The 26,031-nt window shown below is 50.4% G+C and carries 17 protein-coding genes and 1 tRNA gene; 8 read left to right on the forward strand and 10 right to left on the reverse strand.

What is annotated here, in order from left to right; all coding sequences use genetic code 11:
• The first annotated feature begins 29 nt into the window (after positions 1-29).
• From rph to AAA857_RS01940, 6 genes are all read left to right on the forward strand, one after another.
• Positions 30-854 carry a ribonuclease PH gene (gene rph, locus AAA857_RS01915; protein ID WP_338172512.1) on the forward strand — a complete coding sequence of 275 codons (825 nt, stop codon included), beginning with the start codon at positions 30-32 and terminating at the stop codon, positions 852-854.
• A gap of 87 nt (positions 855-941) precedes the next feature.
• A tRNA-Phe gene (locus tag AAA857_RS01920) sits at positions 942-1,017 on the forward strand.
• Between the two features lie 24 nt (positions 1,018-1,041).
• On the forward strand, positions 1,042-1,461 hold the full coding sequence (locus AAA857_RS01925; protein ID WP_338172514.1) for a hypothetical protein: 420 nt from the start codon (positions 1,042-1,044) through the stop codon (positions 1,459-1,461).
• 137 nt (positions 1,462-1,598) lie between these two features.
• Entirely contained in the window at positions 1,599-3,698 is a 2,100-nt protein-coding gene (locus AAA857_RS01930) for a small multi-drug export protein (protein ID WP_338172516.1), read from the forward strand.
• 9 nt (positions 3,699-3,707) lie between these two features.
• Complete coding sequence (mog, locus tag AAA857_RS01935) at positions 3,708-4,289, forward strand: molybdopterin adenylyltransferase (RefSeq protein ID WP_338172518.1); 582 nt, start codon at positions 3,708-3,710, stop codon at positions 4,287-4,289.
• A 58-nt stretch (positions 4,290-4,347) separates the two neighbouring features.
• Positions 4,348-5,757, forward strand: coding sequence for an amidohydrolase family protein (locus AAA857_RS01940; RefSeq protein ID WP_338172520.1), 1,410 nt, complete (start codon positions 4,348-4,350; stop codon positions 5,755-5,757).
• On the opposite strand, the gene AAA857_RS01945 is transcribed toward AAA857_RS01940, so the two are convergent.
• Positions 5,758-7,257: a carboxypeptidase M32 gene (locus AAA857_RS01945; protein WP_338172522.1), complete on the reverse strand. Its 1,500-nt coding sequence runs from the start codon at positions 7,255-7,257 to the stop codon at positions 5,758-5,760.
• A gap of 117 nt (positions 7,258-7,374) precedes the next feature.
• Here AAA857_RS01945 and AAA857_RS01950 point away from each other — a divergent pair, with 117 nt between their 5' ends.
• Positions 7,375-8,535 carry an aminopeptidase gene (locus AAA857_RS01950; protein ID WP_338172524.1) on the forward strand — a complete coding sequence of 387 codons (1,161 nt, stop codon included), beginning with the start codon at positions 7,375-7,377 and terminating at the stop codon, positions 8,533-8,535.
• 2 nt (positions 8,536-8,537) lie between these two features.
• Here AAA857_RS01950 and AAA857_RS01955 read toward each other — a convergent pair whose 3' ends face one another.
• Positions 8,538-10,076 carry a hypothetical protein gene (locus AAA857_RS01955; RefSeq protein ID WP_338172526.1) on the reverse strand — a complete coding sequence of 513 codons (1,539 nt, stop codon included), beginning with the start codon at positions 10,074-10,076 and terminating at the stop codon, positions 8,538-8,540.
• A 76-nt stretch (positions 10,077-10,152) separates the two neighbouring features.
• On the reverse strand, positions 10,153-16,536 hold the full coding sequence (locus AAA857_RS01960) for an FG-GAP-like repeat-containing protein (RefSeq protein ID WP_338172528.1): 6,384 nt from the start codon (positions 16,534-16,536) through the stop codon (positions 10,153-10,155).
• Positions 16,537-16,666: 130 nt separating this feature from the next.
• Between AAA857_RS01960 and AAA857_RS01965 the strand changes: the two genes are divergently transcribed.
• Positions 16,667-17,299, forward strand: a complete 633-nt coding sequence (locus tag AAA857_RS01965; RefSeq protein WP_338172529.1) for a thiamine diphosphokinase — start codon at positions 16,667-16,669, stop codon at positions 17,297-17,299.
• Here AAA857_RS01965 and AAA857_RS01970 read toward each other — a convergent pair.
• The 7 genes from AAA857_RS01970 to AAA857_RS02000 form a co-directional block, all read right to left on the reverse strand.
• Positions 17,283-18,158: a DUF4105 domain-containing protein gene (locus AAA857_RS01970; protein WP_338172531.1), complete on the reverse strand. Its 876-nt coding sequence runs from the start codon at positions 18,156-18,158 to the stop codon at positions 17,283-17,285. The genes AAA857_RS01965 and AAA857_RS01970 overlap by 17 nt on opposite strands.
• A 4-nt stretch (positions 18,159-18,162) precedes the next feature.
• Complete coding sequence (locus AAA857_RS01975; protein ID WP_338172533.1) at positions 18,163-19,464, reverse strand: hypothetical protein; 1,302 nt, start codon at positions 19,462-19,464, stop codon at positions 18,163-18,165.
• Positions 19,457-21,976 carry a hypothetical protein gene (locus AAA857_RS01980; protein ID WP_338172535.1) on the reverse strand — a complete coding sequence of 840 codons (2,520 nt, stop codon included), beginning with the start codon at positions 21,974-21,976 and terminating at the stop codon, positions 19,457-19,459. The genes AAA857_RS01975 and AAA857_RS01980 overlap by 8 nt, the downstream gene beginning before the upstream one ends.
• Before the next feature lie 65 nt (positions 21,977-22,041).
• Positions 22,042-22,500: a peroxiredoxin gene (locus AAA857_RS01985; RefSeq protein WP_338172536.1), complete on the reverse strand. Its 459-nt coding sequence runs from the start codon at positions 22,498-22,500 to the stop codon at positions 22,042-22,044.
• Between the two features lie 4 nt (positions 22,501-22,504).
• On the reverse strand, positions 22,505-23,905 hold the full coding sequence (locus AAA857_RS01990) for a TIGR01777 family oxidoreductase (protein ID WP_338172538.1): 1,401 nt from the start codon (positions 23,903-23,905) through the stop codon (positions 22,505-22,507).
• A gap of 13 nt (positions 23,906-23,918) precedes the next feature.
• Positions 23,919-25,463: a hypothetical protein gene (locus tag AAA857_RS01995; protein WP_338172540.1), complete on the reverse strand. Its 1,545-nt coding sequence runs from the start codon at positions 25,461-25,463 to the stop codon at positions 23,919-23,921.
• Complete coding sequence (locus tag AAA857_RS02000; RefSeq protein WP_338172542.1) at positions 25,460-25,963, reverse strand: NUDIX domain-containing protein; 504 nt, start codon at positions 25,961-25,963, stop codon at positions 25,460-25,462. Before AAA857_RS02000 ends, AAA857_RS01995 begins: the two co-directional genes overlap by 4 nt.
• Positions 25,964-26,031 lie beyond the last annotated feature (68 nt).

Consider the following 26,031-nt stretch of genomic DNA (forward strand, 5'->3'; position numbering starts at 1 on the left):
CTTGATGAAGCGAACCCGCTGGGAGATGCATGGCCAAATTCAAGACCAACTTGGAACTTTCAAGAAAAGCAGATGAAATGAGAGACGTCGAAGTGCAACTGGATTTCACCCCTAATGCCCTTGCGTCGGTCCTTTACCGACAAGGCGACACCGTTGTCTTGGCTTGCTGTACAAAAGAATCTAAACTTCCACGTTGGTTTCCACGAGACGCAACAAAGGGCTGGGTTCATGCAGAATACTCACTCCTCCCAGGTTCTACCGATTCCAGGTTCCGTCGCGAACGAAACGGAGCAAAGGGTCGCACGCAGGAAATTGAGCGCCTTATTGCTCGATCGCTCCGCGCAGCAGTCGACCTGGAAGCCCTTGGACCTGTGGCGTTGAACATCGATTGTGATGTGCTGAATGCAGACGGGGGCACCCGATGCGCCTCCATTACTGCGGCCAACATCGCCCTTCGTTTGGCTGTCCGTCGCTTGATTGCGAGCGGCGATTGCTTGCCTTCCGACCTCCGGCCAACCTTCGAACAACGCAAAGAGGGCTGGACTGCTCCATCGCTCTCTGCGGTTGAACAGAAGAATCACGAGATGGACGTTATACCTCACGACCTTGCCGCTGTTTCAGTGGGATTGATTGATGGTGATGTCTATCTTGACCTGGATTATATCCTTGATTCAAATGCAGATGTCGACATGAACGTGATCAAGACAAGCGACGGTAAATACGTTGAAATTCAAGGCACTGGAGAGGAATCCACCTTCTCCGCCGAGGAACTAAGCGCTCTTTTGGCGCAAGCCGACGGTGGAATGGCGACGCTGTTCAAGATGCAAACCGATGTACTGAACAAAGCCGTTTGAGAGACAAGAGCGACTTCTTTTGAACGGGCCAGTGAAGCCGCTGCATCGGAAGGCTTGATATGGCGAGGGCACTCGCAAAGAATGAACGGGTTAGTAGCTTAGTTGGGAGAGCGCGGCACTGAAGATGCCGAGGTCGCTGGTTCAAGTCCGGCCTAACCCACCAACATTCATTGCCTTGAGGGTTGTCATGGACTACGAAAACGAGGACAAAGGCTTCCATTCCGCCCAGGAACGGGTGGGTGCCGCCCTATCTGGCGTGTTCCTTTTTTTCTTTGGATTTCCGTTTACATTGGTCCCGTTCATGATATTGCCTGAGGTTTATGGGGAAAGCATGATGTTGAATATCTTCGTATTATGCTTCTCATTGCCGTTTCTATGTGCTGGCCTTCTCGTCCAGACCGCAGGATGTATTTCGCTGATTATGGCACTCTTTCCAGAAAGTAAGTTCACGGTCAAGCAACTTCTAAAACGTCGAGAGGCCTCAACCTCAAGAGAACATTACAGCGACCATCATCCATCTCCGTCATACGCTGAAGAATATGGAGTGGCCCACCAAGAAAAACCCATTGAAAGCGGCAATTTCTGGGACAATGTGGCCGAAAAATGACGGGAAGTTATTCTCGATGTCTTCCTTTTGAACCACAATAATGCTCGCCTTCAATTCTATAGAGTCGTACTCTTTGGACGAACTCTCAATCATATATGAGAAAAGGGTTCATGAGGAAGTTCCGACTTGCCCTCACTATGGGCAAAGAGGGATTAGACCAAGAGGGCTCCCCCGACGCTCAGGAAGAGCATACAAAATCTCGAAATAAAGAGGCTAAGGAACTCCAAGAAATCCGTCAACGCCGTATGGGAGGAGGGAAACTCTTCCTCTCAAAGATAGAGGATTTCGTGTTGATGGGCGGGCTCGTTTACGGCATGCTATTTGCTCTGCTTCTGTTCTCTATGTCTTCGGGAGTGTTTGGAAACACAACCGCTCTCGACCATCAAGCATCGACTACATTTTTGGACATTGGTGATGAATGCGAAGAGGTATCGGATGAACCGTGGCTCAACATATTCCCCGCCCCCGAGCAAGAATTGTTTTCAATCGCAGGCCACAATCTACCCAACGGGGTGGCTTTCCTCAACTACTCAATTGAGGAGAACGGTGGAGCAAATGAGGTTGCATTGACCGATGAAACCACCCGTATTGTTGACGAGGATGAAGACAATTCGGGCAGGGCATATTTCAAAGCGCCTTTTTCTGACCTAGCGGAAGGCGAATACACCCTCAAATTCAGGCTAACCGTCCATGAAGAGAACAACATCAGTTCTCCGTTCGTCATGCAATCGATGACCAAAACCATAGCGTTTGAACTGAGCATCTCCAGCGAAGCGCTGTCCTTCCTTCCGTTTGTCGATGATACAGAACATTCGGATGTTCGTATTGCCGACTCGGGCTTACGGTCCTGCTGGACGGTTCAAGATCTCGGAGATTGGGGCTACCTCCTCATGGGAGCAGAATTGGGTGGTGGACGTGAAACCGCCATGCTAACCGGAGGGGCAGCCGGAATCCCTGCTTGGTGGATGGCCTTCATTTCACTCTCTCTATCCCTCATCTCACTGCTCGTGCTCTACCCGCTGATGTACAAGGTCTACCACCAAGATACCGACGACATCCTTTCCCGCAACCACATTGCACGACTGGTGGAAGATACCGTCACCGACATTGCAAATCGGCTTAATGTGGAAGTGGACCATGACCTGTTCAAAGTTGAAACAAGGGACCTGTCCATTGACATTATGGTAGCGTATAAAAACACTGAAAACACGCTTTCTGACGCCAAAGAAATACGTGCAGAAATCCTTCGCAATCTTCTTGAAGAGTTTGCGATCTTCCGAGTCTTCAAACCGGTACAACTCAACGTTCGCATCATTGGAGCTGGCCAATCGATTGATTTCGACTCCGGCGTTGGAATTGGAACCCGTGTGGTCAGCGGGGATGAAGCCGAAGAGCGACAAGATTACTCGTCCTTCTTTTCCGAATTGCATTCATTGTCAAGAGTTGAAGACGATGTTAGAGACAGTTTGGACCTCTTCTTCACCCGTAGGAACGACGTCGAAATGAACGGGGCCGTTGTAACAAGTGACGACCGCGTGGTCTTCGTCTCCGTCATTTACCGGCCAACACAAAGGTTTGCGTTTTTCCGCTTTGACAAAACCTCGACTCAAATCAAGGACGAATTGTTCACCTTCATTTCCGAGCGTAATGAAGAACTACTCGGCACTCAGGAATTGGTTGTCAAAACACGAAACGAAGTTTCAACGCTCGCAGACCGTTCAGGTGCCGGTCGTGTGGAACGAAAATCCGCTGATGACGATCGAATCGTTGCAATTGCACGACAAGATGGCCTAGGTGGCCGAATGCTGCAAACAAAATTCCTCGGCGATACGCTTTCAACGGTCGAATACATGGCCAATGAAAAGCGCGAGATGATCAACAAATGGGGCTTTTGGGGCTTAATCGTCTTCGTTTGGATTCCGTTCATGGCCTCCGGAGTTCTTGTTGGGGCCATGCTTGGATTGCTTTCACGTATGCAATTCATGCGCGTGCTCATTGCGACATTTATCGGTGGATCAATCGCATCCATCACCTGGGCTTACACCGCAGAAGGGATTGTCAAATTCATGCACCAGTACAAACTTGAGGTATTCATTCCAATGATTATCATTGTCTTTATCCTCATGGCTGTGCTTCACATCCGCTCAACTAAGATGCGACGACAGACTGAATTGTTTGAAGACACGCTCCTCGATAACTTCCACGCAGACATTGTTGCAAAATACGGCGATCAGTGAGGCGGTTCAATGGACCAACAAACATCAAGAGAGGGTCGGGACGGCCACGTTGGAGATTCTGTTTGTCTCGGAATAGTGACGGTGAGTGACCGTGCAAGTGAAGGTGTGTATGTTGACGAAGGAGGTCCTGCAATCCTCTCCTTCTTTGATGAAGCCATCAAGAGTCCTTGGACAACGCATTACCGGTGTGTTCGTGATGAAATAGAAGTTATTGAGAGCACACTCAAATCCTTGGTGGATGAATTCGGCTGCGATGTCATTGTGACAACTGGCGGTACCGGGCCTGCTTCAAGAGACGTCACACCCGAGGCTACGATTGCTGTTTGCGACCGAATGATGCCTGGTTTTGGTGAGCAAATGCGAAGTATATCGCTTGCTTATGTCCCAACTGCAATCCTCTCCCGTCAAGTTGGAGGACTCAGGGGTTCAAGCCTTATTTTCAACCTCCCAGGGCGACCAAAGGCCATTCGAGAAACCATTGATGAGATTTGGAGGTCCGTCCCGTATTGTGTTGATTTGATGAACGGCCCATACATGGACATGGAAACTGAAGTTTGCAACGCATTCCGGCCCAAAGGCGCTTCTCGTTGAGGGCGCCCCAGCGCGATATTGATGTGCTGACCGCATTAGCATCGATTGGAGACTGAACATGAGGGGAAATATGCTAATTCGCGGGGCGACGATGGTCCTCCCAGGCCAAACCATTATTGGGGATTTGAGGATAAAAACTGGAGTCATTGAAACCATTGACCCCACAGGTACCCTAATCCCACACGAAGATGAACTGTTGGTGGATGCAGAAGGCCTCCACCTCCTCCCGGGAATGATTGACCCTCAATGCCATTTCCGCGACCCTGGTCAACCGGAAAAGGAAGATTTGGGTTCCGGGTCAGCCGCAGCCGTTAGCGGTGGTGTGACATCATTCCTTGACATGCCCAACAACAAACCGTCCATTACGACGATGGACGGAATGAACATGAAGTTGGGCACTGCATCCCAAAAGTGCGTGAACAATTATGGCTTTTTCATTGGAGCAACTCCAGAAAACGTTGCTGACCTTCAAGAAGCGGTGGGCACACCAGATGCGCCGATTGCGATTCCCGGGATTTGTGGCATCAAGGTCTTTATGGGGTCTTCGACGGGTACGCTCTTGGTTAACGAACGAAAGGCCTTGGAAACTATTTTTGAAAATACCGCGGGACTCATCGCCGTGCATGCTGAGGATGAACAACGACTTATCGAGCGATTTGAGGAATTCAAATCACGAACCGATATCGCTGCACATGCAGAATGGAGGGATGATGTCACCGCCCTCTTAGCCACAAAACTCGCTGTTGAACTGGCCGAATCAACCGGGCATCGCTTGCACGTTCTTCACCTGACAAGTGGCTTGGAAGCTGACTGGCTTGAGGGCAAAACAACGCTTCCAAGTCAAGCCGAAGGTTCTGGAGCGATCATCACAACCGAAACGCTACCTCAACACTTGACGTTTGATGAAGACGATGTGAAGCGAGAAGGGACTCGGCTGAAAATGAATCCTCCCATTCGTTACAAGAAGGACCGTGAACTGCTCTGGAATCACATGCAAAAAGGTACCATTCAATGCATCGCAACCGACCATGCACCCCACACATTGGAAGCCAAGGATCTCGGCTTTCCAAAGGCTCCCAGCGGAATGCCTGGCGTTGATACCTCACTCGCCGTCATGCTCACCCACGCAAAGGATGGTAAATGCTCCATTGAAGATGTTGTACGTTGGATGTCAACGAATGTAGCAGATTGCTACAACATGTCAGGAAAGGGGCTCTTAGAAGAAGGAAACGACGGAGATGTCGTCCTTGTTGATATGGTGAATGAAGCGGTTGTCGAAGACAAAAATTCGTGGAGTCGGGTTGGCTGGAGTCCCTTTAGAGGTCATGCCCTTGTTGGATGGGCTCAAGTGACGGTTGTTGCAGGGGTTCCTGTGTTTGAACGAACGACTGCAACTGGACAGAAAGGAAAAATCTTGGTTGAACCCGGTGAAGTGGGTGAAGCAATCATCATGACTCCTTGGGAATAATCACTCACCAAGTTGATACAGTGCTCGGTATTTTTGTTCGAGGTAATTGAGGAAAGGTTCGGGCGTAGGGGCTCTTCCGGTAGCATCCTCAATCAGTTTACTCGGAGTCACCTGACTACCACGCTCATGAATCCTAGGCCGTAGCCAATCCAACATCGGACTCCAATCACCAGAGGAAATCATCGCATCAATGTCGCCGAGGTCACGGCGCATTGCTTCCAGGAGTTGCGCTGCGTAGAGGTTACCAAGGGTGTAGGTCGGGAAGTACCCAAACGCCCCCATCGACCAGTGAATGTCCTGAAGGCATCCGAGTCGGTCTTCAGGAACTTCAACTCCGAACCACTCGCTGAACATTGTATTCCAAGCGTGAGGCAGGTCTTCAACCGAAAGGTCACCATTGAATAATTTCTTTTCAATCTCATAACGAAGCATCACATGTAGGTTGTAAGTGACTTCATCTGCTTCAACCCGCACAAAGCCTTTTTCGACCTTGTTAGCAATCCGATTCATTGTTTGTGAATCCCATTGAGGGGCTTCGGGAAACTCCTCATAAAAGAGCGGCAAGGCAACATCCCAGAATGCGGCCGTACGTCCAATTTGATTTTCCCAGAAACGGCTTTGGGATTCGTGAACACCCAACGAAACTGCTGCACCACGTGGAGTGAAGCGGTGAGTGTGGTCAAGACCTTGCTCGTAAAGTGCATGGCCCGTTTCATGCATCACGGCATACAAGCAGGAAAAAGGGTCTTTGTCATCAAATCGTGTTGTGAAGCGCGTGTCACCAGGCCATAGCCCTGCTGAGAATGGATGGGTCGAAGAATCCATACGCCCCGCTTCAAAATCAAAGCCCATGCGAGAAGATATGGCCTCGCAGAACCTTTCTTGGGCTGGAATCGAAAACCGGAGACGATCGGGGAGTTGAGGAGCGGTCTGATGTTGCTGTGCATTGGTAATTGATTGAAGCAAAGGCACCAAGCGTTCCTTGAGGCCTTGGAAGAGGGGGTCGTAATCGGCAACGGTCATTCCAACCTCATACTCGTCCAACAGCACGTCGTAAGGTGTACTTGTTACGCCGAGATAAGCGATCTTTGTTCGTGTCATTTCAATCAACGCTTCGAGCGTTTCTTTGAACATTGAGAAGTCAGAAGCCGCTCTCGCTTCCTGCCATGCAACAAGAGATGCGGAGCGTGCCTTAGCAAACGCCTCAACAAATTCTTTTGGGAGTTTCACTGCTTGGTCGTACGCCCGACGCATTTCTCGGACGTTAGCAGATTGGTCAACATCCAGTTCTTCAGACTCCAGACGTAAGAGCAAGGATCCCATTTCGGGTTCAGTAAGAAGTTCATGCCGCTTCCCTGCCAACCATGCAAGGATTTCGCCACGGGATTCGCCGCCCTTTGGAGGCATCAGTACCTCTTGGTCCCAACCAAGATGGCCCTGTAAAGAACTGAATCTGTGGATGTCTTGAACGCGAAGTAAGAAGTCATCATAGGCTTGCATGGCATTACGAATTCTCGGGTGTTCTTGAACACTCCCTTCAAATTGAACGAAGATGAAATTCTCTTCAGCCTAAAGAACAAACCACACATTGAAGAAGAATAGAATTCTACGCTTATCATGGTGTCCCCTTTCCGGCGAAAAGGTAAGGACGGGATTCCCAAAACTTCCGAAGATCCTGACTTGGATGAAGCCGTCAATGAAAGCGAGATTATCGCACTTGATGATAGTCAACCAGCACCACCCGAAGCCCTTCAACCGGTTGAAGTTGAGGAAGACGAATCGGAAGATAAAATGGATGAATTGATGGAAAAAAGTGCTGTTACCGTCGTTGATATTTGCATGGATTTGCGCCGTGGAGAAAATATCCTCATTGTATGCGACTCCACAACAACAGGTATTGGACAAGCATTGCACGATGCTGCGAGCAAGCGCTCGGACAGGGTATTGCTGGTTGTGATGCCAAAAGGGCGCCACCACGGAGAAGAGCCACCTGCCCCGGTTGTCAATTTAATGCGGCAACAACAGGTAGTGATCGCTCCGACTCGATATTCCCTAACCCACACAAGAGCTGTACGCCAAGCGATCAAAGACGGTGCTCGAGTAGCGACCATGCCCGGAATGACCAATGAAATGTTCACCAGCGGTGGAATGTCTGCGGACTTTGCATTGATTAAGAAAAACATGGGAGAAATGGCTCCTGTTCTGAGGCGTAAACGTATTGTTAATGTAAAGTCCGAAGCAGGGACCAATGTCACCTTTGAAGTCAATTGGAGAGAATGGAAATTGGACGATAATGGAATTTGCAATCGACCAAGAATGTTGACAAATCTCCCCGCTGGGAAAATTTTTACCCTTCCGAGAGAAGGAACCATGAACGGAACAATTGTGATTGATGGGTCCTGGGATTCAGCCTTGGTTGACGAGCCTATTGTTCTGCAGATTGAGGATGGATTGGTCGTTGATGTCAAAGGAGGAACTGCCGCTGCTCAAATTCGGCAAGCCTTTGGAGAAGCAGCTAAACGATTACGAAGCAAAGAACAAGAGAATGTTTGGACGGTCGCAGAATTTGGCTTTGGCATGAATCCAGAAGCGAGACTCATTGGAAGTGTTCTCGAAGATGAAAAGCGGTTGGGGACAGCTTACTTCTCAATTGGAGACAATACGACGCTTGGTGGTGCTTCTGCTGTTGGGATTCACGTTTCAGGTGTCATGAACTCACCAAGCATTTGGCTGGATGAAACAGAATTGGTCAAAGAAGGGCAATTCCTGCTCAAATAAGGTCAATAGCCCATATTTTGCTGGCCACAAACCGGGCAAAAACGCCAATATGGGTCCAAACCAATACCGCAATTTCTACAGTGTACGCCAGAACGAATGGTTGGTTGAACCACCGGTGCCTGTGGTTGAGGCCATCCTGGCTGAGGTTGTTGTTGCCAATTTTGCTGGGGTTGCTGAGGTTGTTGCTGCCAATTTTGCTGTGGTTGCTGAGGTTGCTGCTGCCAGTTTTGCTGTGGTTGCTGAGGTTGCTGAGGGAGAGGAGGGGGTCGCTGTGTCACGGGTTGAGGGGCCTGAGCTGCTTGTTGTTGCCCGCCACCCAACGGTTTTCGAACTGGAGCTACGGGTTTCGGCAGTGCTGCCGAACGATCGCCCGCCGGAGATGAAATAAATTCTGAAAGCGTAACAACCCCATCTCCGTCCGTATCTGCCTCTGCGTGTAATTCGGTGGCCTCTTTGATGGTTGCCCCGGTGGCTGATGCGAGTTCTTCAACAGATAATGCCCCGCTGCTGTCCTCATCTGCAGCGATGAAATGCTCTGCCGCACTAACGAATTCTTCTTCCTCGGGTTCCTCTTGAGGAGGTTCTTCTTGTAAAATAGGCACTGTTGAAGGAATCGTTTCTTCAGCCTGTGGTTCTGCAACTGGAGGTGTTTGCTCTTCACTTCCGATTCCGATATCAAACGCTCCAGCAAATGCATTTTGGGTCGCTCGAGCCACTTGTTTTTCACTTTCAACGTTCACCACTGTTTCCTCAGGTACGGATTCCGCCTCAATCACGGGCAGTTGAACCGATTCACTCGGAAGTGGAACAGCAGTAGGGGCATCACTGGGTTCAGAAATGGTAGTTGATGGAACCGGTACCGATGGCGTTTCAATGCTTGGTAGCGGAACGACGGTCTTCGGAGTTGATGCGACTGGAAGTGAGGGCGCCGGCAGGGTTACTTCCGCTGGTGCAGCAGATCCACTTGCAAGGGATGGCATGGGAAGTACGTGACCACTTACATCAAGCGCTGCATCCAATTCCTTGTTGATATTGACCAGTATTTCGACCGATTGTTCTATGGAATTCAAGTGGCCTTGAAGTGTATTCATGTACTTCATGAGTTCATTTGCTTGGCCGGTTTGATGCGCGACTGCAAAGATTTTCATCATCCGCATAGGGTCGGCAAGTTGAGTTAGAGGCCCTTCTTGCTCTGGTGCAATTGATGCGAGGCGAGCCCCCATGGTCTCTCCTGCTGAATTTGGAAGGCCCAGTGCATCCAATAGCGGATCGGGCATGCTCATCAACCCAAGGTGGCCTGCGACGAGGTAGTAGATTTCACCGCCCTCGCATTGCATACGCTCGCTGGCTGCTTCAAAATCAAAGTCACCAGGGCTAAGAACGATATCCGAGAGGATGTCAAAGAACTGAGCCATTGCTTGTTCTCGAGGCATTGACATGAGGGTATGGAGCATGTCCGAAGAAGTCGTGGCTCCAAAGTAAGCCGCGGCATCATCAACTTCTATGGTTTGTTGATTCGAAGAACTTGTGTCGTCAGCCATTTTACCCCTCCCTACCGTTGCGACTTCGGTCCTGCATTTAAGACCTCACGGATGTTGATATCTTACCAAGGTTACCTCATCGATTTCGTGCAAGATTGAAAATGGCTCGGGACTGTTCAGCAGACCACCCTGTTTCTTGAAGTTGCATGAGTATAGTCCGCTCAAGTTCACCATCCCCAGATGCCTCAACCACCCAGTCAACAGCCGATTCACGATCGTCGGTCTGCCAGTCTTCAAAGATGCTTAAATCAACGCTGATTTTTGCTTTTCGAACTTTTGCAGATGGTTCATCTTGAGCCGGAACAGACTTTTTCTTAGCGACTTTCTGAACTTCCTTCTTCGCACCTGGAGGTCCACGGGAAGGTGGCGAACGTCCGGGTGGCCCTGAAGACGCCTTCTGTTGCGGTGGTGTTGAACGTTGCTTTGGAGAAGATGTAGGTCCCTTTCGTTCGGTTTGCTTCGTGCGGGAAGGACCAACAGCAGCCGTACTTGAAGACGCTACGGTAGATTTGCGGTCCAGTGACTTGAACACGTCGTCATCGTCATCGTCATCCATAAAGTCGTCATAATCATCATCGTCTTCATCGTCCTCATCTTCTCTATTTGAGGAGCGAAGAACAACGAGGAAGACGACAATCACCAGCACACCGATTCCAGAAAGAGCAATCATCAGCGTCCCTCCGCTCATCCCTAACAATCCATCATCACCATCGCCGTTTGAGAGCGGTACATAGGGGCAGCCGTCTGAATAGCCATCAGAGCCTTTGGGTTCATCAACACAGATGTCTTCGTTATCAAAGACACCGTCCCCGTCTGAATCTCGTTCGGTGAGATGGCATCCATCGCTGTCAACTTGGTCTTTCAATTGATACAGTGTCTTTGGACACAAGTCCGCATTGGTCGCACCTTCAATGAAAACCCCCGGCCAGGTAGGGTTGCGTGTCGAATTCCAAGAAGGGTCACCCCAGTTATCGCCGTATCCATCGAAATCAGTATCCTGCCACTGGGTAGAATCGTTTCGTAGATTGGCTGGTTCAAATTCATCTCGCCACCCGTCGCCATCATCAGCGCATCCGAGGTAATCAATAAACGAAGTCCCTTTTTCCTCAGGGCAATCATCTCCATTGGTACCTGAATTGTTATCGCCGTAGCCGTCGCCGTCTCGGTCAAACCATTGCGTGCCATCCGTGGGATAAGCATCTCCCTGTTCATCGTACCGAAGTCCAGTTTCGGCATCGATATTGTAACTGTAGGCACCCGAATAACCGTCACCATCCAAGTCTGTATCCAGCGCATCTTCATCGGTACATCCATTTTCAAGGATCGGGAAGCCAAGTGGCGTATCGTCGCAAACATCGTCAAGGTCAGAGATTCCATCACCGTCAGAATCCCGCTGTTCTTCCGAACATCCATTTGCATCAATGGACGCTCCAATAGGGGTTCCCGGGCAGGAATCCTCAGGGTCGTTAAGCCCATCACCATCGGAATCCGACTCTCGTTGGAGTTCACTGCAGCCATCACTGTCGACGGTTGCACTTGCGGCGGTATCTGCACAGAGGTCAACATCATTGGTGACTCCGTCGTTGTCATCATCAAGTTGGGATTCTGCACAGCCTTGTGCATTCACAGGCTGACCCGATGGCGTTTCGGGGCAATCATCATCTTGGTTGATGACACCATCAATGTCTTGGTCTGAGGAATCTATAAATCGGCATCCTATGCCTGCAGTTCCATCAAGTACACCCACTTCAGCAGGACATACGTCTCCCTGGAATCCATTGACTTGGTCCCCGAAACCGTCCCCATCAAGGTCAGTCCATTGGGTGGGCTCGAGAGGAAAGGCATCGATGTTATCGCTCCATGAGTCTCCGTCTGAGTCAAGACAGCCACCTGCGGGTTTGGTTGAATTGCCCCATTCACCTGGGCATCCATCGAGCGTGAGACCTTTGTTGTTCAAACTGGGAGGGGCTCGTGGTATGGGTCTTGAATCAAAATCATTGCAGCCTTCTGCGTCGACCTGTTCTGTAGAATTTGTAATGGACCCTCCGCACCAATCGAAAGCGTTCTCAATTCCATCATCGTCATCGTCCATGGTGGCATTGTAAAATTCCGTCCACGTGTCGGGATATCCGTCTTGGTCCGAATCGTTTGCAACAGCGATGTTGTTCGGGAAGCTGTCGGGGTTGGTTGCATTCATTGAACCGTTATCGCCGAAGCCGTCACCGTCACTGTCCGCCCATTGTGTTGGGTCAGTAGGCCACATGTCGGCCCCCATGGATTCATTCCATTCCAATGAGGTGCCTGTATCGGAAGGGTCGCTTGCACCATCTCCATCCGTGTCAAGACATCCATTTCGGTCAAGGTAAGAGCTGCCCCAATCAAAGGGGCAAAAATCTCCGTATACCGAATCGGAATCGTTGTCGCCGTACCCGTCTCCATCCCTGTCTTTGTATTGACTTGATATGTAGGGAAATTCATCGCCAACGGCAGGATCAAATTCACTATCGCAGCAATCAGGGCCGTGGTTATCCCCGTAGGTATCCCCATCGCTGTCAAGGGAAATTTTCCAATTGTCAGGATATCGGTCACCGTCGATGTAACCTTGTCCGTTGTCAGACCAGCCGTCTTGATCGGCATCTTCACATCCAAAGCGGTCAATCCAAGATGTACCGCCGTCATCAGGACATGCGTCAATTTGGTCTGCAAACCCGTCCACATCAAAGTCCGGGCATCCATGAAGTACATATCCGGAGGAGCCTGTTGTGTTCGGACAATCGTCACCCAATGGACCAAGTGGATTGTCCCCGTAACCATCAGAGTCGCTGTTCATCCATTGATTTCCAACCGTCGGCAAAGCATCAACGAGGTCAAACACGAGGTCTCTATCTTGGTCGGCGTACAACCTCAAGACCACGACGTCATCGGACGACGTATCCCAATAAGAAAGGTGTACGGTGCCGTTCGTGTCAACCATTGCGTTCATTGGACCTGATGATTCGATATCACCAAACGAAGCGCTGATCCAGGAAGGAGAAGCATTCGCAATGCTGTTGAGGTCAAGTGTGTTGACCGTTACGCGCTGAGTAGAAGGTTCACTTGTCAAGAGGAGCAAGTGGCTGCCCATATGCACAACATCCCAGGCACCATCAACCGCTGCTGCAGGTCGTTCTGCAATCGAGGTCCAGTTTCCATCTCCATTCACACTGTAAAGAGCGGAAATGGAATTTGCACGGACAGCTAAAACCGGATTCTGGCCGCCATAGAGGTCCAAGCGGTATTCATTGTCAGTACCGCTCGGTTGAGCGATGGAATGATTCTCCCATACGCTTGAACCTGGGTATTGTTCAAACAAAGACAATTCACCTGTTGAAGTGAGGGTAGCGACCAACAAGGAACCGTTGGAGAGCAAAGCAGTTGAGATCTGGACGTCCAAATCAGATTGATTCGCAATCCATGAGGATTCCAATTGCTGGCCGTCATACGTCCAAAGAGAGAGGTTTGTTGCGTTACCATCTGAGGTAACCAGTGCAACCGCAAGGTTTCCATCCGGCATGATGAGGGATGGATGCTGCGTTGAGACGGCTTCACCTTCGTTTCCAAGAGAAGTAAGAGCCCATCCGCTCGGTCGTTGTGCGAGTTCAAGTTGGTTGTTTGTGAGCCTGTAGACCAGATGTGGCGCCCCTGCCCCGTCAACTGAAACTGAGATCGATCCGCCAAGAACTGCAGCAGAACGTACCATTTCGTGGGTCCAACCTGATGTTGATTCTTGGCTAAGGAAAATTTGTTGACCCGTCCCTGAAGTATACGCAAGCACTTGTTGACCGTCAGCATCCAATGACGCTCCAAGGTATTGCCCCATGGTTCCAGTGGTTGCCACTTCCATTTCGACTGCCGTCATTGACGACACTGTATGGAGAACCATATGCACATTGTCTTCGGTAACGATAATCGGCATTCCCGATGAGCGAACGTCGAAAATGAATTGGGTTGATGGGTCAATCGAGGAAACAATGCATTGCTCTAACCATTGCCCGATAGGAGTTCCGTCCTTCATGTGTTCAAGTTTCATCAGTTGATGTCCGTCGTTATTGGCCAGCGTGAAGACGATTGAAGTTTCTCCACGTGTAGCCGTACCGAGGTCCAAGCCGGTGAGCACACCGTTGTAGGTAAACGTGAGTGATTCCCAATCGCGTTCGGTAAGAACGGGATAATTCAAACTGAAATCGGTCCCACCTGATGTGTTCCTCATTGAATAGACGATTTCATTCAGTCCATCTCCATCAATGTCCCCGTATCCTGCGATGATAGCGCCAAGAGATTCACCGCTAAGTCCTTGAGCAAGCAATTGAGATTCCGTCTGTAATCCGCTTGATGAGCCCAGGAAAATCTCGATACTGCCCCCGCTATCTCCTCCGACTTTACTGATGAGGACATCATCAAAACCATCGTCGTTGAGGTCCCCGACCGATTCAACTGCTGCGCCAATTCGAGCGTTTGCCTCGGACGAGAGGAGGACCCAATCCGGTTCAACAGACATGGAACCTGTCGTTCCATTGTACAACCATAGTTTTCCTGCACTAAAGCCGCCTCCTGAACTGTTAAACGGTTCTGTAATGATGTGATCCTCAAGACCATCACCGGTAACATCGCCCAAACAGGCGAGATTATGCCCAAATAACCTTCCTTGTTGGTTGGACTCAATAACGTGGATTGGAGAGCCATCGTATCCGTTTGAAGAACCTTCAAAGTATTCAACAGATGAATACGACAAAGCATTAGAGAAAGTCCCCGTGTTCGCAATGACCAATTCATCAAAACCATCTCCGTTAATGTCACAGGCTTCCATCGTTCGTCCAAACATTTTCCCGAATGAGGTTTGAGTCAAATTACGTTGTAACGTCATGCTCCCGTTTTCAAAATCAAAGAGAAGGACTTTTCCAGATTTATTCTCCGCGCCTTCAAGACCGTTACTCCACCCCTGTGCAGAGACCGCCAATGCGGGAGAACCATCGTTCTGTTCAAGCGAGTTCACAAGATTTCCAAGGCGCTCATTTCCTGATCCTGACATCGAGTACATGGGTTGGGAGGTCAGTCCATCGGTGTGACCAGCAAAAATTTGAACCTGTCCTTGCTGACCTTCGCTTTGAGTAAGATTGTGCCAGCCTGGAACGCCAACAGCAAGGTCTTGAATCCCATCTCCGTTAAAGTCACCAAGATCAATGCCCATCCCAAAGTGGAAATCATCATCTTCACCGGCAAGGATGACATCTGGAACCGATGAAAGGCCTGCGGTTGAACCGTGATAGACATTGACCCTACCGTTATGAGTGTGGCCGAGCAGGTTTGCTGTTGGGGTTGCAATAATCAAATCCACGAAGCCATCAGCGTTCAAGTCCCCCATCGCCATGGAGCCTTCCGAGGCGTCATCTTGTCCGGAAACAGTGTAGGACGGCGTCGGGTTAATTCTTCCTGAATCTTGTCCATCAAGGGAACGAATCAACTGGATGGAAAAACTGGACGGCCCTTGTACGACCGTTGCTACTTGCTCAACGTTATTGTTGTCCAGCCCCATCCCGAGTGCTGAACTTGTGGCCGTATCTTGGGAAAGGATCTGAGTTTCATGCTCCCAACCGTCAATGCGTAGCAAGACAACTGAACCCGTAGTATTGCGAGTGTAGAGAATATGGGCAACACCGGTTGGATCAACCTCTAACTCAAGGTCGGTTCCGACAGGCCCGGCATCCAGGAGGAATTTTGTCCAATAGTTACCGCTGAAGTTCACCTGATGCAAGGCGCCATCTTGTGTCCTCATGAGCCCCCATTCCAGTCCTTCAGGGGTAATGTCCATTTCCAAATGAGTGGGGTTGACGTCTTCAAAAATTGTGCGTGTATGCCATCTTGCACGATCCCAGTAATTTTGACTCAAAGCGGCGTAACGGCCCATTTTCAAATCCGGTCCGTCGGCGTAAAGAACACGTGGGCGTTCGTTCTCCGTCACCGAAATAGCACAGTCAACAAGTGCTGTTGAATTGGATGAAGACACGTTATCCACGAGCATCGAAGTCCATGAACCACTGGGACGATGAATGGCGGTTCGGACCGGGCCTTCTTCTGTACTCCAGCAGAAATGTTCGTTGTCGGAGCGGGTGAGTTTCATATCAGGCGTGCCGTGATGTTCAACTGAGGAATTGTTTAATTCAACATTTGACCAAAAATCCAAAGCCGATTCCTCCCGAACAGTACCGCTTTCAAGGCCATCGAATGAAATTACAGTACCCGCAAAGTCATGTCCATCACCACTTGAGAGGGTGAATGGAGACGTGGATTGAGGGTTTTCTGTGGACTCATCAAAGATTTCCACCCCCTTGTAATTCACCATCGGGGAAAAAGAAGTGAGTAAAAAAAGCAGGAAAATCATCACGCTTTTTTGCATTGGAGTTCCAAAACGAGCGCCCGACATGTTACACTCACACACCCCGACCTTGAAAATCATTGTTCACTTATTTCTTGACCCCCCATAGGGGGTCAATTGAGAAAAGGTCAATGATGAGGACCGTTTGGTTGAGAAGGGGAAACCGATTCGTCGCATCGTGGAGGAAGCCTACAGCCTCATTTTAGCAAACGGCCCGTGGCCGAGTATTGCTGTTCTTCAGGCTCAGTGCGAACAAGCTGTTCACGTCATTGCTTGTGATGGCGCCCTTGACCGAGCACTGGAAGTTGACCTGGTGGTCAACACCGTTATTGGAGACATGGACAGTGTTCTCGAAAGGACGTTGATGCGATTTATCAAACAAGGTGGTGAGGTTGTTGAAAACAACGACCAAGAATCGAACGATTTTTCAAAGGCCGTCACCTATTGTGCCGAAAAAGGACACACAAGGTTGGTGGTCTTTGGTGGATTAGGTCATGACCTTGGCCATGAGTGGGGAAACATCCTGACAAGTGTGGCCTCCCAACTTCAGATTGAAATGATCCATGAAAAGAAGAGTATACAGACCCTTATCAAAGGCAAAAACTATTCTATAGAAGTTGGCCCTGAGGGTGAGTTTTCATTGTTTGCGATTCCCTTTTGCGACGGCCTTAACCTCACCGGCTGCGCCTATGAATTGCATCAACACCGATTGGAGATGGGAAGCCAGGGCGTCCATAATATCGCCAAGAACAATCGCATTCAACTTTCATTTGAAGAAGGTGCTCTTGTGATCATCAAATCTCTTCTGTGATTGGACCTTTAGGCAGATGGTTTCTCAGCATGGCCGAATAATCCTCGACACCATCCCACTGTTGGGCCACCTCATCAATCCGGGCTCGCTCGAGTGTAGGCTCGTAACCACCCCAATCTTCGATCAGTTTGAGTTTAAATGCGGCCCGAGGTGTGTGGCCTGGCAGGAAATTCCTCCATAAGAACGGAATTCTTCCGGGAGTGACGCGATTAACGATTTGAACGATGGAGGTATTGCAGGTCGTCAGCAAAGAATGGTACCACTCTGGGCTCACTGAAAGCTGATTTAATTTTTGAATCATACCAAGAAGAAGCATCTTGTCTTTCCCAGGAGGCGTGATTGCCCTGAACATGTAATCCTTATTGTTGCGAGCATGGGTTCGTAGCCCCGTTACGTCGCGTTCAAAGCCAACCAAGAGATAGAGTTCATACGCACGCCATAGGCCGTCCCAAGGATGGTAACGCTCACCTTTTTCTCGGCGGGTTTCAAAAGAAAAGGAGAGGCATGTTCCGCATTCAAATTCAAAGGTGAGATAGGTATGAGCCATTCCTTTTATCGCATGAAAATGGTCCACCATAAACCAAACATCCTTGAGTTCATCCAAACGGACCTTGACCTCTTCTTCCCAGCGCTCGTCGCGGTCTCGAGTGGTTCGCCAGTGAAAGTCTCGAACCATTTTGAACGTGATATCGTTTCCATCGACTTCAGCGGTAGTGAGGTGTTCACAATCAGCCGCCCATATGAGGTCCAATTTTGGGCGAAGTGGGCGGACGCGAGTCCACCAAACATAGGCGAGGCGTAGAACAAATAATCCTGCGAGGCTTAACACGACCGCCCATATTGCTTCTGAAACATCCATACAATCACCACTTATGCCAGATTCTCCAGTCTTGGTCCCACCAATCTACAGAGCCATCGGGATGTTGCCGCCACAACATGCCTTGGTCGTCGACCGTTGTGGGGAGTCCCTGTGAATCTGGAGAGCCGTCGGCTAAAATTTGAGGCTCAGGCCCTAAGTTGGGCAGTTCAAGAGGTTCGGGTTCACGAACCCTAACCAGCATCAGGAAGACAAGAACCGTCACGACAAGAGCCAAGATGCCCATTGAAACCCAGCCCACCGACGTTGTTTTTGTTTCAGGGCCGAGTGAGGTTGACGGGAGAGATGCACTCTCATTTTCCATCAGTTCCAACGAGGGAAGACGGATCATATTGGTCCCTTGAGTTGATGAGATCATTTTTCCAGTGATGATTTCTAGCGTCACAAGATGGGCTCCTGGGCCCAAATATGAACAATCCAGAGTGGTGCTGTTGATGCCTGAAACAACCGTGCCCTGGACCGACCATACCTTGGCCATAGAGGAATAGTCCATGGTTTGCTCGGATTCGATCATTACAGAACACGGCGTATCCGTTGTATTTTGATGGCCCATTACCCTCAGTGTGAAATCAGGAGGGGGGCGATTGAAAATGGTGAAGTTCAATGTTGATTCTGTTGTTTGACCCAGCCCGTTGCGATAGGTTTCTTTCAGTTCGTAATCGCCTGCAGGCCAAGATGAACAATCAAGAGATTGCTGGGTTTCAAGAACACTGAACGGCGCACCCGTGAAGGTACGCACTCCAGTTTCACCGTAGCGCGGTCCGGTTTCATCGGAAAAGTCTCTGTTGACGGTGCAGACTTCTCCCGTTTGGATGCTTTGTCCAGCATCAAGGTCAAGACGAACAAGTGGGACTTGCAGAGCAGGCCTAAGGAGGAACGTTGGAAGAGGATAAGTTGCGATGAAATCACCGTCACGGTCAAAGAAGTCCAGCCGTAAATCATGTTCTCCGGCGGACCATGAATCGTACACTAGACTGATGTTGGTTTGAGATTCAAATGCTAATTCTTGAATCACCATGACCTCGCGTTCTTTGTGCAACCCGCGTAACTTGATGATCATCTCGTTCTGAGATTGCGTCGAATTGAGAACAACCACAACTCTGACGGCGTCAATGTCTCCATCTTGATTGGTATCGATCGTGTCATTACGCAAGGCAAGCAGAGTCAAACCTTGTTCTGCAAGACGCTCGTCAGGCGTAAGTTCAGCCGACCCGTTCATTGTGGGGATGCAGCAAAGGAACAGAAGCACCGTGAATGCAACAGCCGTGGTTTTGGAGGCCTCATTCATGTTGCTCACCTCCGGGGGCCATGGGGAGAGGAGGGAGTTCATCGATTGGGATAATCCGTGGTTCAACGGGGGCTTGAAGCAAATCGGTCTGGTCGGTCTCCAATTCCTTATCAAAGGCCAATTGCTCCATCAAGATCGAACGTTCTCTCGAAGTACGTACGATAAGAGCTGCAACCGCACCAAAGATGAATCCGAGGCCGACGACAAGATAGGTCAGCCAAGAGGCCGCAGGGTCTTCTCCCATGATGGCGATGGCTGCGGCAAATCCACCGTAATCGTTGGACCAACCGTCACCGTTGTTGTCAACACAGCCTTGTAAATCTCGCTTAGAAGTACCAAATTCTTCGGGGCAGTCGTCTCGTAGTGCCCCAAGGGGGAGGTCTCCGAAACCGTCTTGATCAGAATCTTTCCATTGCAAAGATTCCGTAGGGAATGCATCTCCTGTCCCGAATGGATGAGCAGGCCATGAATCACTCGGGTCCGACCATCCGTCTCCATCGGTATCCCTGCACCCGAGCCGGTCAAGAATCGATGTTCCTCGGGTTTCGGGGCAAGCATCTCCTTGATGGCCGTCAATTCGGTCTCCAAATGCGTCACCATCACTGTCTCGCCATTGGGTCGGTTCGTGAATAAAAGCGTCCCCAAGGTCTGACCATCCATCACCGTCAGTGTCCTGGCAACCCCATCGGTCTCCACCGGAAGAAGGCCCGACGGAAGTTCCAGCAACGTCTGGACAAACATCTGCGGTAGTGCCCATTGGATTATCGCCTCTGCCATCACCGTCAATATCGTGCCACTGAGTGGGATCTTCTGGCCAAGCATCGCCCATTCCACCCGGGCTTGCCAACCAGTAGGACGTTGCGTCTGACCATCCATCACCATCCTGGTCTGGACAGCCCCACCGGTCAAAAGTAGAATCGCCCAATGTCGTTCGGCAGCCATCGGGCCGGTAAGAAGGACGCCAAGCTTGCCCGTCAAAGAATTCGAGGTTGTCACCATAGCCGTCATCATCGGTATCGTGCCATTGACTCGCATCGTTGGGGAACGCATCGGCAAAGCCAGACGGATGGGCGATCCAATCTTCTGTCGGGTCAGAGTAACCGTCACGGTCAACATCTCGGCAACCGAGACGGTCAAAGCGTGAAATCCATCCCGAATCAACCTCTTCGGGGGTGGAAGATACGCAAACATCACCCTCGAATCCAGCAAGGTTGTCACCGTAACCATCGCCGTCTGTATCTTGATATTGAGTCGGAACAAATGGGAAGGCGTCGACTTGAGTGGCGCCGTAGGTTTGGTTATCACCCCACCCGTCTCCATCCGTATCACGCCATTGACTCGGGTTGAAAGGGAAATCATCGATGAAGAGCGCTCCCTCTGATTGGTTATCGCCCCAACCATCACGGTCGGTATCTTCCCATTGGGTTGGTTCTGCTGGGAAAGCGTCGGAGCCGTTGGCAAGCGTCCAGTTTTCATCACCATCCGAAAACGAATCACCGTCTCCGTCGGGACATCCATACCGGTCCGATGAGGAAGTGCCTGTTACAAACGGGCACGCGTCCGGTTGAGTTGCGTTGAAGAAATATTGTCCGATCTCCCAAACGGCTCTTGTGCTGTTCAATGCCCCATCTGCCCAGTTGTCTCCGTAACCATCGAAATCCGTATCGTTCCATTGAGAACCGTCATTCAAGAAGGCGTCGGCAGTCCCGGTAGGGTGAGAAAACCATGGCTCGTAGCCATTGAGCCCACCGGGGTCAGGGTCAGAATAGGAATCACCATCGGAGTCAATGCAACCGAATCGGTCGGAAGAAGAGTATCCACGACTGAACTGACAATGGTCACCCATGTATCCTTCTCGGTTATCGCCGTAACCGTCGTTATCCGAGTCCAGCCATTGCGTGACTTCACTTGGAAAGGCATCCGCTCCGTTCTGAGCGCCCCAGCCGGAATCGGGGTCTGACCATCCGTCACCATCAGAATCTGTACAGCCGTTGCGGTCGTTGGTTGAGGCGCCGACGAGGTCAACACAGTCATCGTCGGTATCAACAAATCCGTCCTCATCCGAGTCTCGGTTGGTCTTATCGATGCTCGGAGTCAGGGTATAATCAAAGCCGTCATTGCACCAGGAATCCTTTCCTTCAACCTTGAGGCTTATTTCGCCTGCAGTGGAGAGGGTTGTTGAAAGCGAACGGCTTGGATTGCCGTCGTCAACATTTGCAGACGTAGAACCCATCGTAAAGGTCCCTTCCCACCCATCATTGAAACACAACCAGTTCGGATTGCTCATGCTTCCGGAGAAGGTAACTTGGACGATGTCTCCCTTTTTCCCTTGGATTTTCCAGTAGTCTTTTGCATCTTGCGGAGAGCATCCGTCGTTTGAACAAACATACCCGCTTGAACTCACTCCATCGGTGAGTCCATTTGCGCTCGCAGCACTGTCATCTGCTGAAGCAAACGGGAGTTGAAGCAGCGCGACGCAGACGAAAATCGCCATCACAGCTTTGCCGCGCATGATAGGGGGATGTAGAATTGGATTATCAAAACCTCTCCTGCGAGGCATGCGCACATTTCAGCGACTTAGAGGGCTGAAAGATACCTCAGCGACCCGTAAACGTGCTTTTTTACACCAAGTTGTGAATTGAGAACCCATTTCACCGTACCATGTGGGTCGACCACAAACGTCACTCTTTGAGGAATGATTCCAAGGGTACGGCCCAATCGCAATTTTTTGCGAAGTTGGGATTTTTCGTCGCTCAATAAAACAAGGTTCCCACCAATATCGCACTTGAACTCTGCATGGGATTGAATGGAGTCACTCGAGACACCGAACAGACGAGCCCCATAAGCTGCGAATTGTTCTTCTTCCTTAGCAAAGGTTTGAGCTTGGACACTGCAGCCAGGCGATCTGTCTTTTGGATAGAAAAAAAACACGCTCCATGATCCATGAAGCCGTTCGTTATCCCATTGCTGGCCGTCATCCGCTCGCATATTGAACGTTGGAAAAGGCTGGCCAACCCAAGAAGTCGCTGCGCTCACATGTTCACCTTGTGAGTTTCTGTTTACCAAGGCATTGGCGCAAACAGGCTTCCAAGTTCTGATGTTGAAACGAATAACCGCTTTCCACCAAGCGATTAGGTAGAACCCGTTGACCGTCCAGGACTAAAGATTGCGCCATTTCGCCTAAAAGAATCTTGAGGACAAAGCCGGGCAGCGGTGCGAAGGCTGGGCGACGCATGACTTTCCCCATTGCTTTTGCAAACTGTTTCTGGGTAAGGGGGTTCGGTGCTGTCAAATTGAATCGACCTTCGCATTCCGGCGTCATCATCAGATGATGGATGGCATAGATTTGATCGTCAAGAGAAACCCAGGAGTAGTATTGTTTGCCGCCACCAACCGGGCCACCGGCTCCCAAATTTGCAGGAAGAAGGAGTTTCTTCAACGCCCCGCCCATGGGCGTGACTACGATTCCAGTTCGCATCCATGCAGTGCGTATTCCGGCATCTGCTGCTGGTTGTGCGGATTCTTCCCACCGGCGCACGGTGCCTGCGAGGAAATTATCGCCACCTTCTGAAGTTTCATCGAGCACTTCATCGCCCCGGTCCCCATAAAACCCGATAGCAGAACCGGAGAGGAATGTCTTCGGCGGCTGATTCAAGTTTGCGAGGAGGGTTGCTAAATTCCTCGTTGGGACGGTTCTGCTCGTTTCAATAAGTTCCTTGCGTTTTTTGTTCCAACGCTTATCTCCAATTCCGGCTCCTGCAAGGTGTATTACCGTATCAAAGCCGTTCAAATCCCCTTCAAGGACGGTTCCTTTGACATCATCCCATACAATGACCGAATCGTTGGAAGCATCTGGGGGGAGCCGAGTTGTTGGTCGTACCAGCCGTGTGATGTTGTGACCAGCCGCTGCCAAAAAGGCGCAGAGTTGCATTCCGATCAGTCCTGTTGAACCGGTGACCAACACCTTTTGGCGAGGCATGTGGTCAAACATAGCGATTCGCGACAAATCCGATTGAACACGTTGTGTCCGGTAGGCGAACATTTGGTCCATTCGACCTTTAACGGTGAACGGGGCGGTCCACCATGTCAGCATGTGGAAAGGAAGTTTCCACTGAACCGTATCGTGAATTTTAGAAGAAGTTCCGTCGACCGGAAGAAATCGATGTTCATGGTCCCAGGCACCGAAGGGGCCTTTGACCATCCTGTCGTGAAAGACTTCCCCCTCAACCACATCGTGATGACGGGCGATCCATTTCTGCTTGATTGGACCGAGGCTGACCTTGAACTTGGTTTCCTCACCGTTTTTGAGGGCCCCTGCTTGGATTGGGGTGATTCCTTCCCACTCAGGCATGATTCTTCGGAACGCCCCCGGGCTGTCGTACCACTGCCATACTCGGTCAACGGGCATCTCAAAATCGCCAATGTGTTCGTAGGTCGGCATCTGCAATCGTCTCTCATTGGTGAGCGGTGTAAAGTGAAGGGCCCGAACCCAACACGGTTTGTTGGGTGTGCCCTTGACTGTATTTTTCAATGTAGGCTTTGGTTTTGAATTTACGCATGGTTGAAGCGCTGGTCATGCACCTTATTTTTCCGAAGACATCGCGTTCAGTCCAACCACGGTCAAACTTGCCCAATACCCATCCGATACCGGTGTATGAATTTGGATCTCGCCCGTCGAGGGCCCATCGGTCATTGAGGGCAATCATCCATTCCATCGCTGTTTGGGGGTCGGGTGACCATTCCAGTATTTTCTTGCCCCAAAGCATTCGCAAATAATTGTGAATAATGCCTTCTTGCCTCAATTGTTGTTGAGCAGCATTCCAAAGTGGGTCGTGGGTTTGGGCCTTTTCAAACTGTTCAAAGGTGTAGATGTAAGGGCGTTCGTCGTTTGAATGCTCAGCCAAGGTGGTTTGGGCCCATTGCGGGAGCGAGGAGAATTCCGTGTGGTCGGGGTTCATCGCGCAATGAATGAATCCAATGTCCCTCCAAGTGATGATTTGGTCAAGGAAAGCCTCAACGGGTTCGGGAAGGCCCCACCAACCGCTTCTTCGTCCATCGTTAGGGGGAGTGACCATTGAGACGTCCCACCTGTAAGCGGTAAAAATCTCGTTGATGATTTGATGAATACCAATGTGGCCAAAATGAAGCCAGGGTGAAATTCCACTCGCACCCTTTTCTTGGGGTTGGTTGCGCATCTCGTTGTAGTTGACAAGTCGTTTGCTCAAGAATTCTTTCCATCGCCGACGGGCTTCAACGCTCCCTCCTTTTTTGGTGAGAACAGGAGGGACCGTGTGGTCGATTTTAAGCTTGGAGAGCGCGTTTTTCCCGACATCCCCTCCTTCGGCAACCCGCCATAGGTATTCGTATGGAGTAAGGGGGGTGTTGCTTTTTGCGAAAATGTCCTCGATCAGTGTTGCATCGATCATAGGGAGGTTTCTGGCGTTGTCCAGCGGGTTGGCGAGCGGAAATTCATACATGTGTTCGAGAATGGTTTTGTGCAGGTGACGGCGAAGCGAGTAGGCAGTAGTAAAGTCACGGCCTTGAGCCCGCATAGCCATGAAGCCGTTTGAATCGACGACGTGAAGTTCGCAGGTATTGAACTGCAATGCGGTGTCGAGAACATGGCGAGGATAATACGTTGGAAAGTCATCAATCACGCATGCTGTTGCTTCTTTTAGCCAAACTTCGAGGAGACCTGAAGCCTCCTTAGGCCGAGTTTCGACATACGGGATATAAGTGACTCCGGTCTGAGCGAAGGCGGCCCGATTGTCAATCATTCCTTGGAGGACAAACGTTGAGATGCGGTCGTTGGCCCACCGGTGGTTGAGAGCAAGACATTCGATCACAACGAGCGGTTGTTGGTGTTGGTTGGCCAAATCTACTGCGTGTTCTAGCGCGTGATTCCAGTGGGCTCGGCGTGCTGATGTCATCCAATAGACAACGAAATTGCCCTTGGTATTGAGCGCTCCGTGAACGTTGAGTCTTCCAGGTGGAATCACAGCGAGACCCCCGTGTTGGTCATGAGGTTTCGATTCGTTCTGTAAACAGCATATGGGGTGTCTCGTGGGGTCAAACCATTGGTGGCCTCCATTGTTTGTCGTTGGCTCAAACCATCAATAGCGAGTTGTTGCATGGTCTCAGAAACCCAAGTCAGTTGGTTTAATTGCATGAGGGAATACCAGCCCGCTGCAGAGATCTCGTCGGATTGGTCGATGATCGAAGAGGTTCTACTGGCCACATCGTAGCACAAGAAAACCGCTGGGTCATCGCTCTTGAGAGCGGTGCGGACTGCAGCTAGGCCGAGAACGACACCTCTGAGTTCGGTTTCTTCAACCAACTCTCGTAGTACAGCCTGTTCCGGACTTTCACCTGCCTCAACGTGCCCTTTCGGCAAACCCCAGCAACCAGAGAACCTTCCTCTGGCTTCTTGGACGAGTAAAATTTTGTTGTTTTGGACGACCCGTGCTGCAACCCCTAAATCGCACATCAGTCTGCCCATAACACTAAAATTTCATCACTCACTATATGAAGAACCGTTTAGCCCTTTGGCCGGATGTGAACAGCAGT

Origin of the sequence: Candidatus Poseidonia alphae (assembly GCF_943787815.1) — an archaeon.
GTDB lineage: Archaea > Thermoplasmatota > Poseidoniia > Poseidoniales > Poseidoniaceae > Poseidonia > Poseidonia alphae.

Coding starts and splice junctions, on each gene's coding strand:
- AAA857_RS01930 (WP_338172516.1), top strand. CDS start 1,599: ATGGGCAAAGAGGGATTAGACCAAGAGGGCTCCCCCGACGCTCAGGAA.
- AAA857_RS01950 (WP_338172524.1), top strand. CDS start 7,375: ATGGTGTCCCCTTTCCGGCGAAAAGGTAAGGACGGGATTCCCAAAACT.
- AAA857_RS01980 (WP_338172535.1), bottom strand. CDS start 21,976: ATGCGCGGCAAAGCTGTGATGGCGATTTTCGTCTGCGTCGCGCTGCTT.
- AAA857_RS01960 (WP_338172528.1), bottom strand. CDS start 16,536: ATGTCGGGCGCTCGTTTTGGAACTCCAATGCAAAAAAGCGTGATGATT.
- AAA857_RS01925 (WP_338172514.1), top strand. CDS start 1,042: ATGGACTACGAAAACGAGGACAAAGGCTTCCATTCCGCCCAGGAACGG.
- AAA857_RS02000 (WP_338172542.1), bottom strand. CDS start 25,963: ATGGGCAGACTGATGTGCGATTTAGGGGTTGCAGCACGGGTCGTCCAA.
- AAA857_RS01940 (WP_338172520.1), top strand. CDS start 4,348: ATGAGGGGAAATATGCTAATTCGCGGGGCGACGATGGTCCTCCCAGGC.
- mog (WP_338172518.1), top strand. CDS start 3,708: ATGGACCAACAAACATCAAGAGAGGGTCGGGACGGCCACGTTGGAGAT.
- AAA857_RS01990 (WP_338172538.1), bottom strand. CDS start 23,905: ATGCCGACCTACGAACACATTGGCGATTTTGAGATGCCCGTTGACCGA.
- AAA857_RS01955 (WP_338172526.1), bottom strand. CDS start 10,076: ATGGCTGACGACACAAGTTCTTCGAATCAACAAACCATAGAAGTTGAT.
- rph (WP_338172512.1), top strand. CDS start 30: ATGGCCAAATTCAAGACCAACTTGGAACTTTCAAGAAAAGCAGATGAA.
- AAA857_RS01970 (WP_338172531.1), bottom strand. CDS start 18,158: ATGGATGTTTCAGAAGCAATATGGGCGGTCGTGTTAAGCCTCGCAGGA.
- AAA857_RS01975 (WP_338172533.1), bottom strand. CDS start 19,464: ATGAATGAGGCCTCCAAAACCACGGCTGTTGCATTCACGGTGCTTCTG.
- AAA857_RS01945 (WP_338172522.1), bottom strand. CDS start 7,257: ATGCAAGCCTATGATGACTTCTTACTTCGCGTTCAAGACATCCACAGA.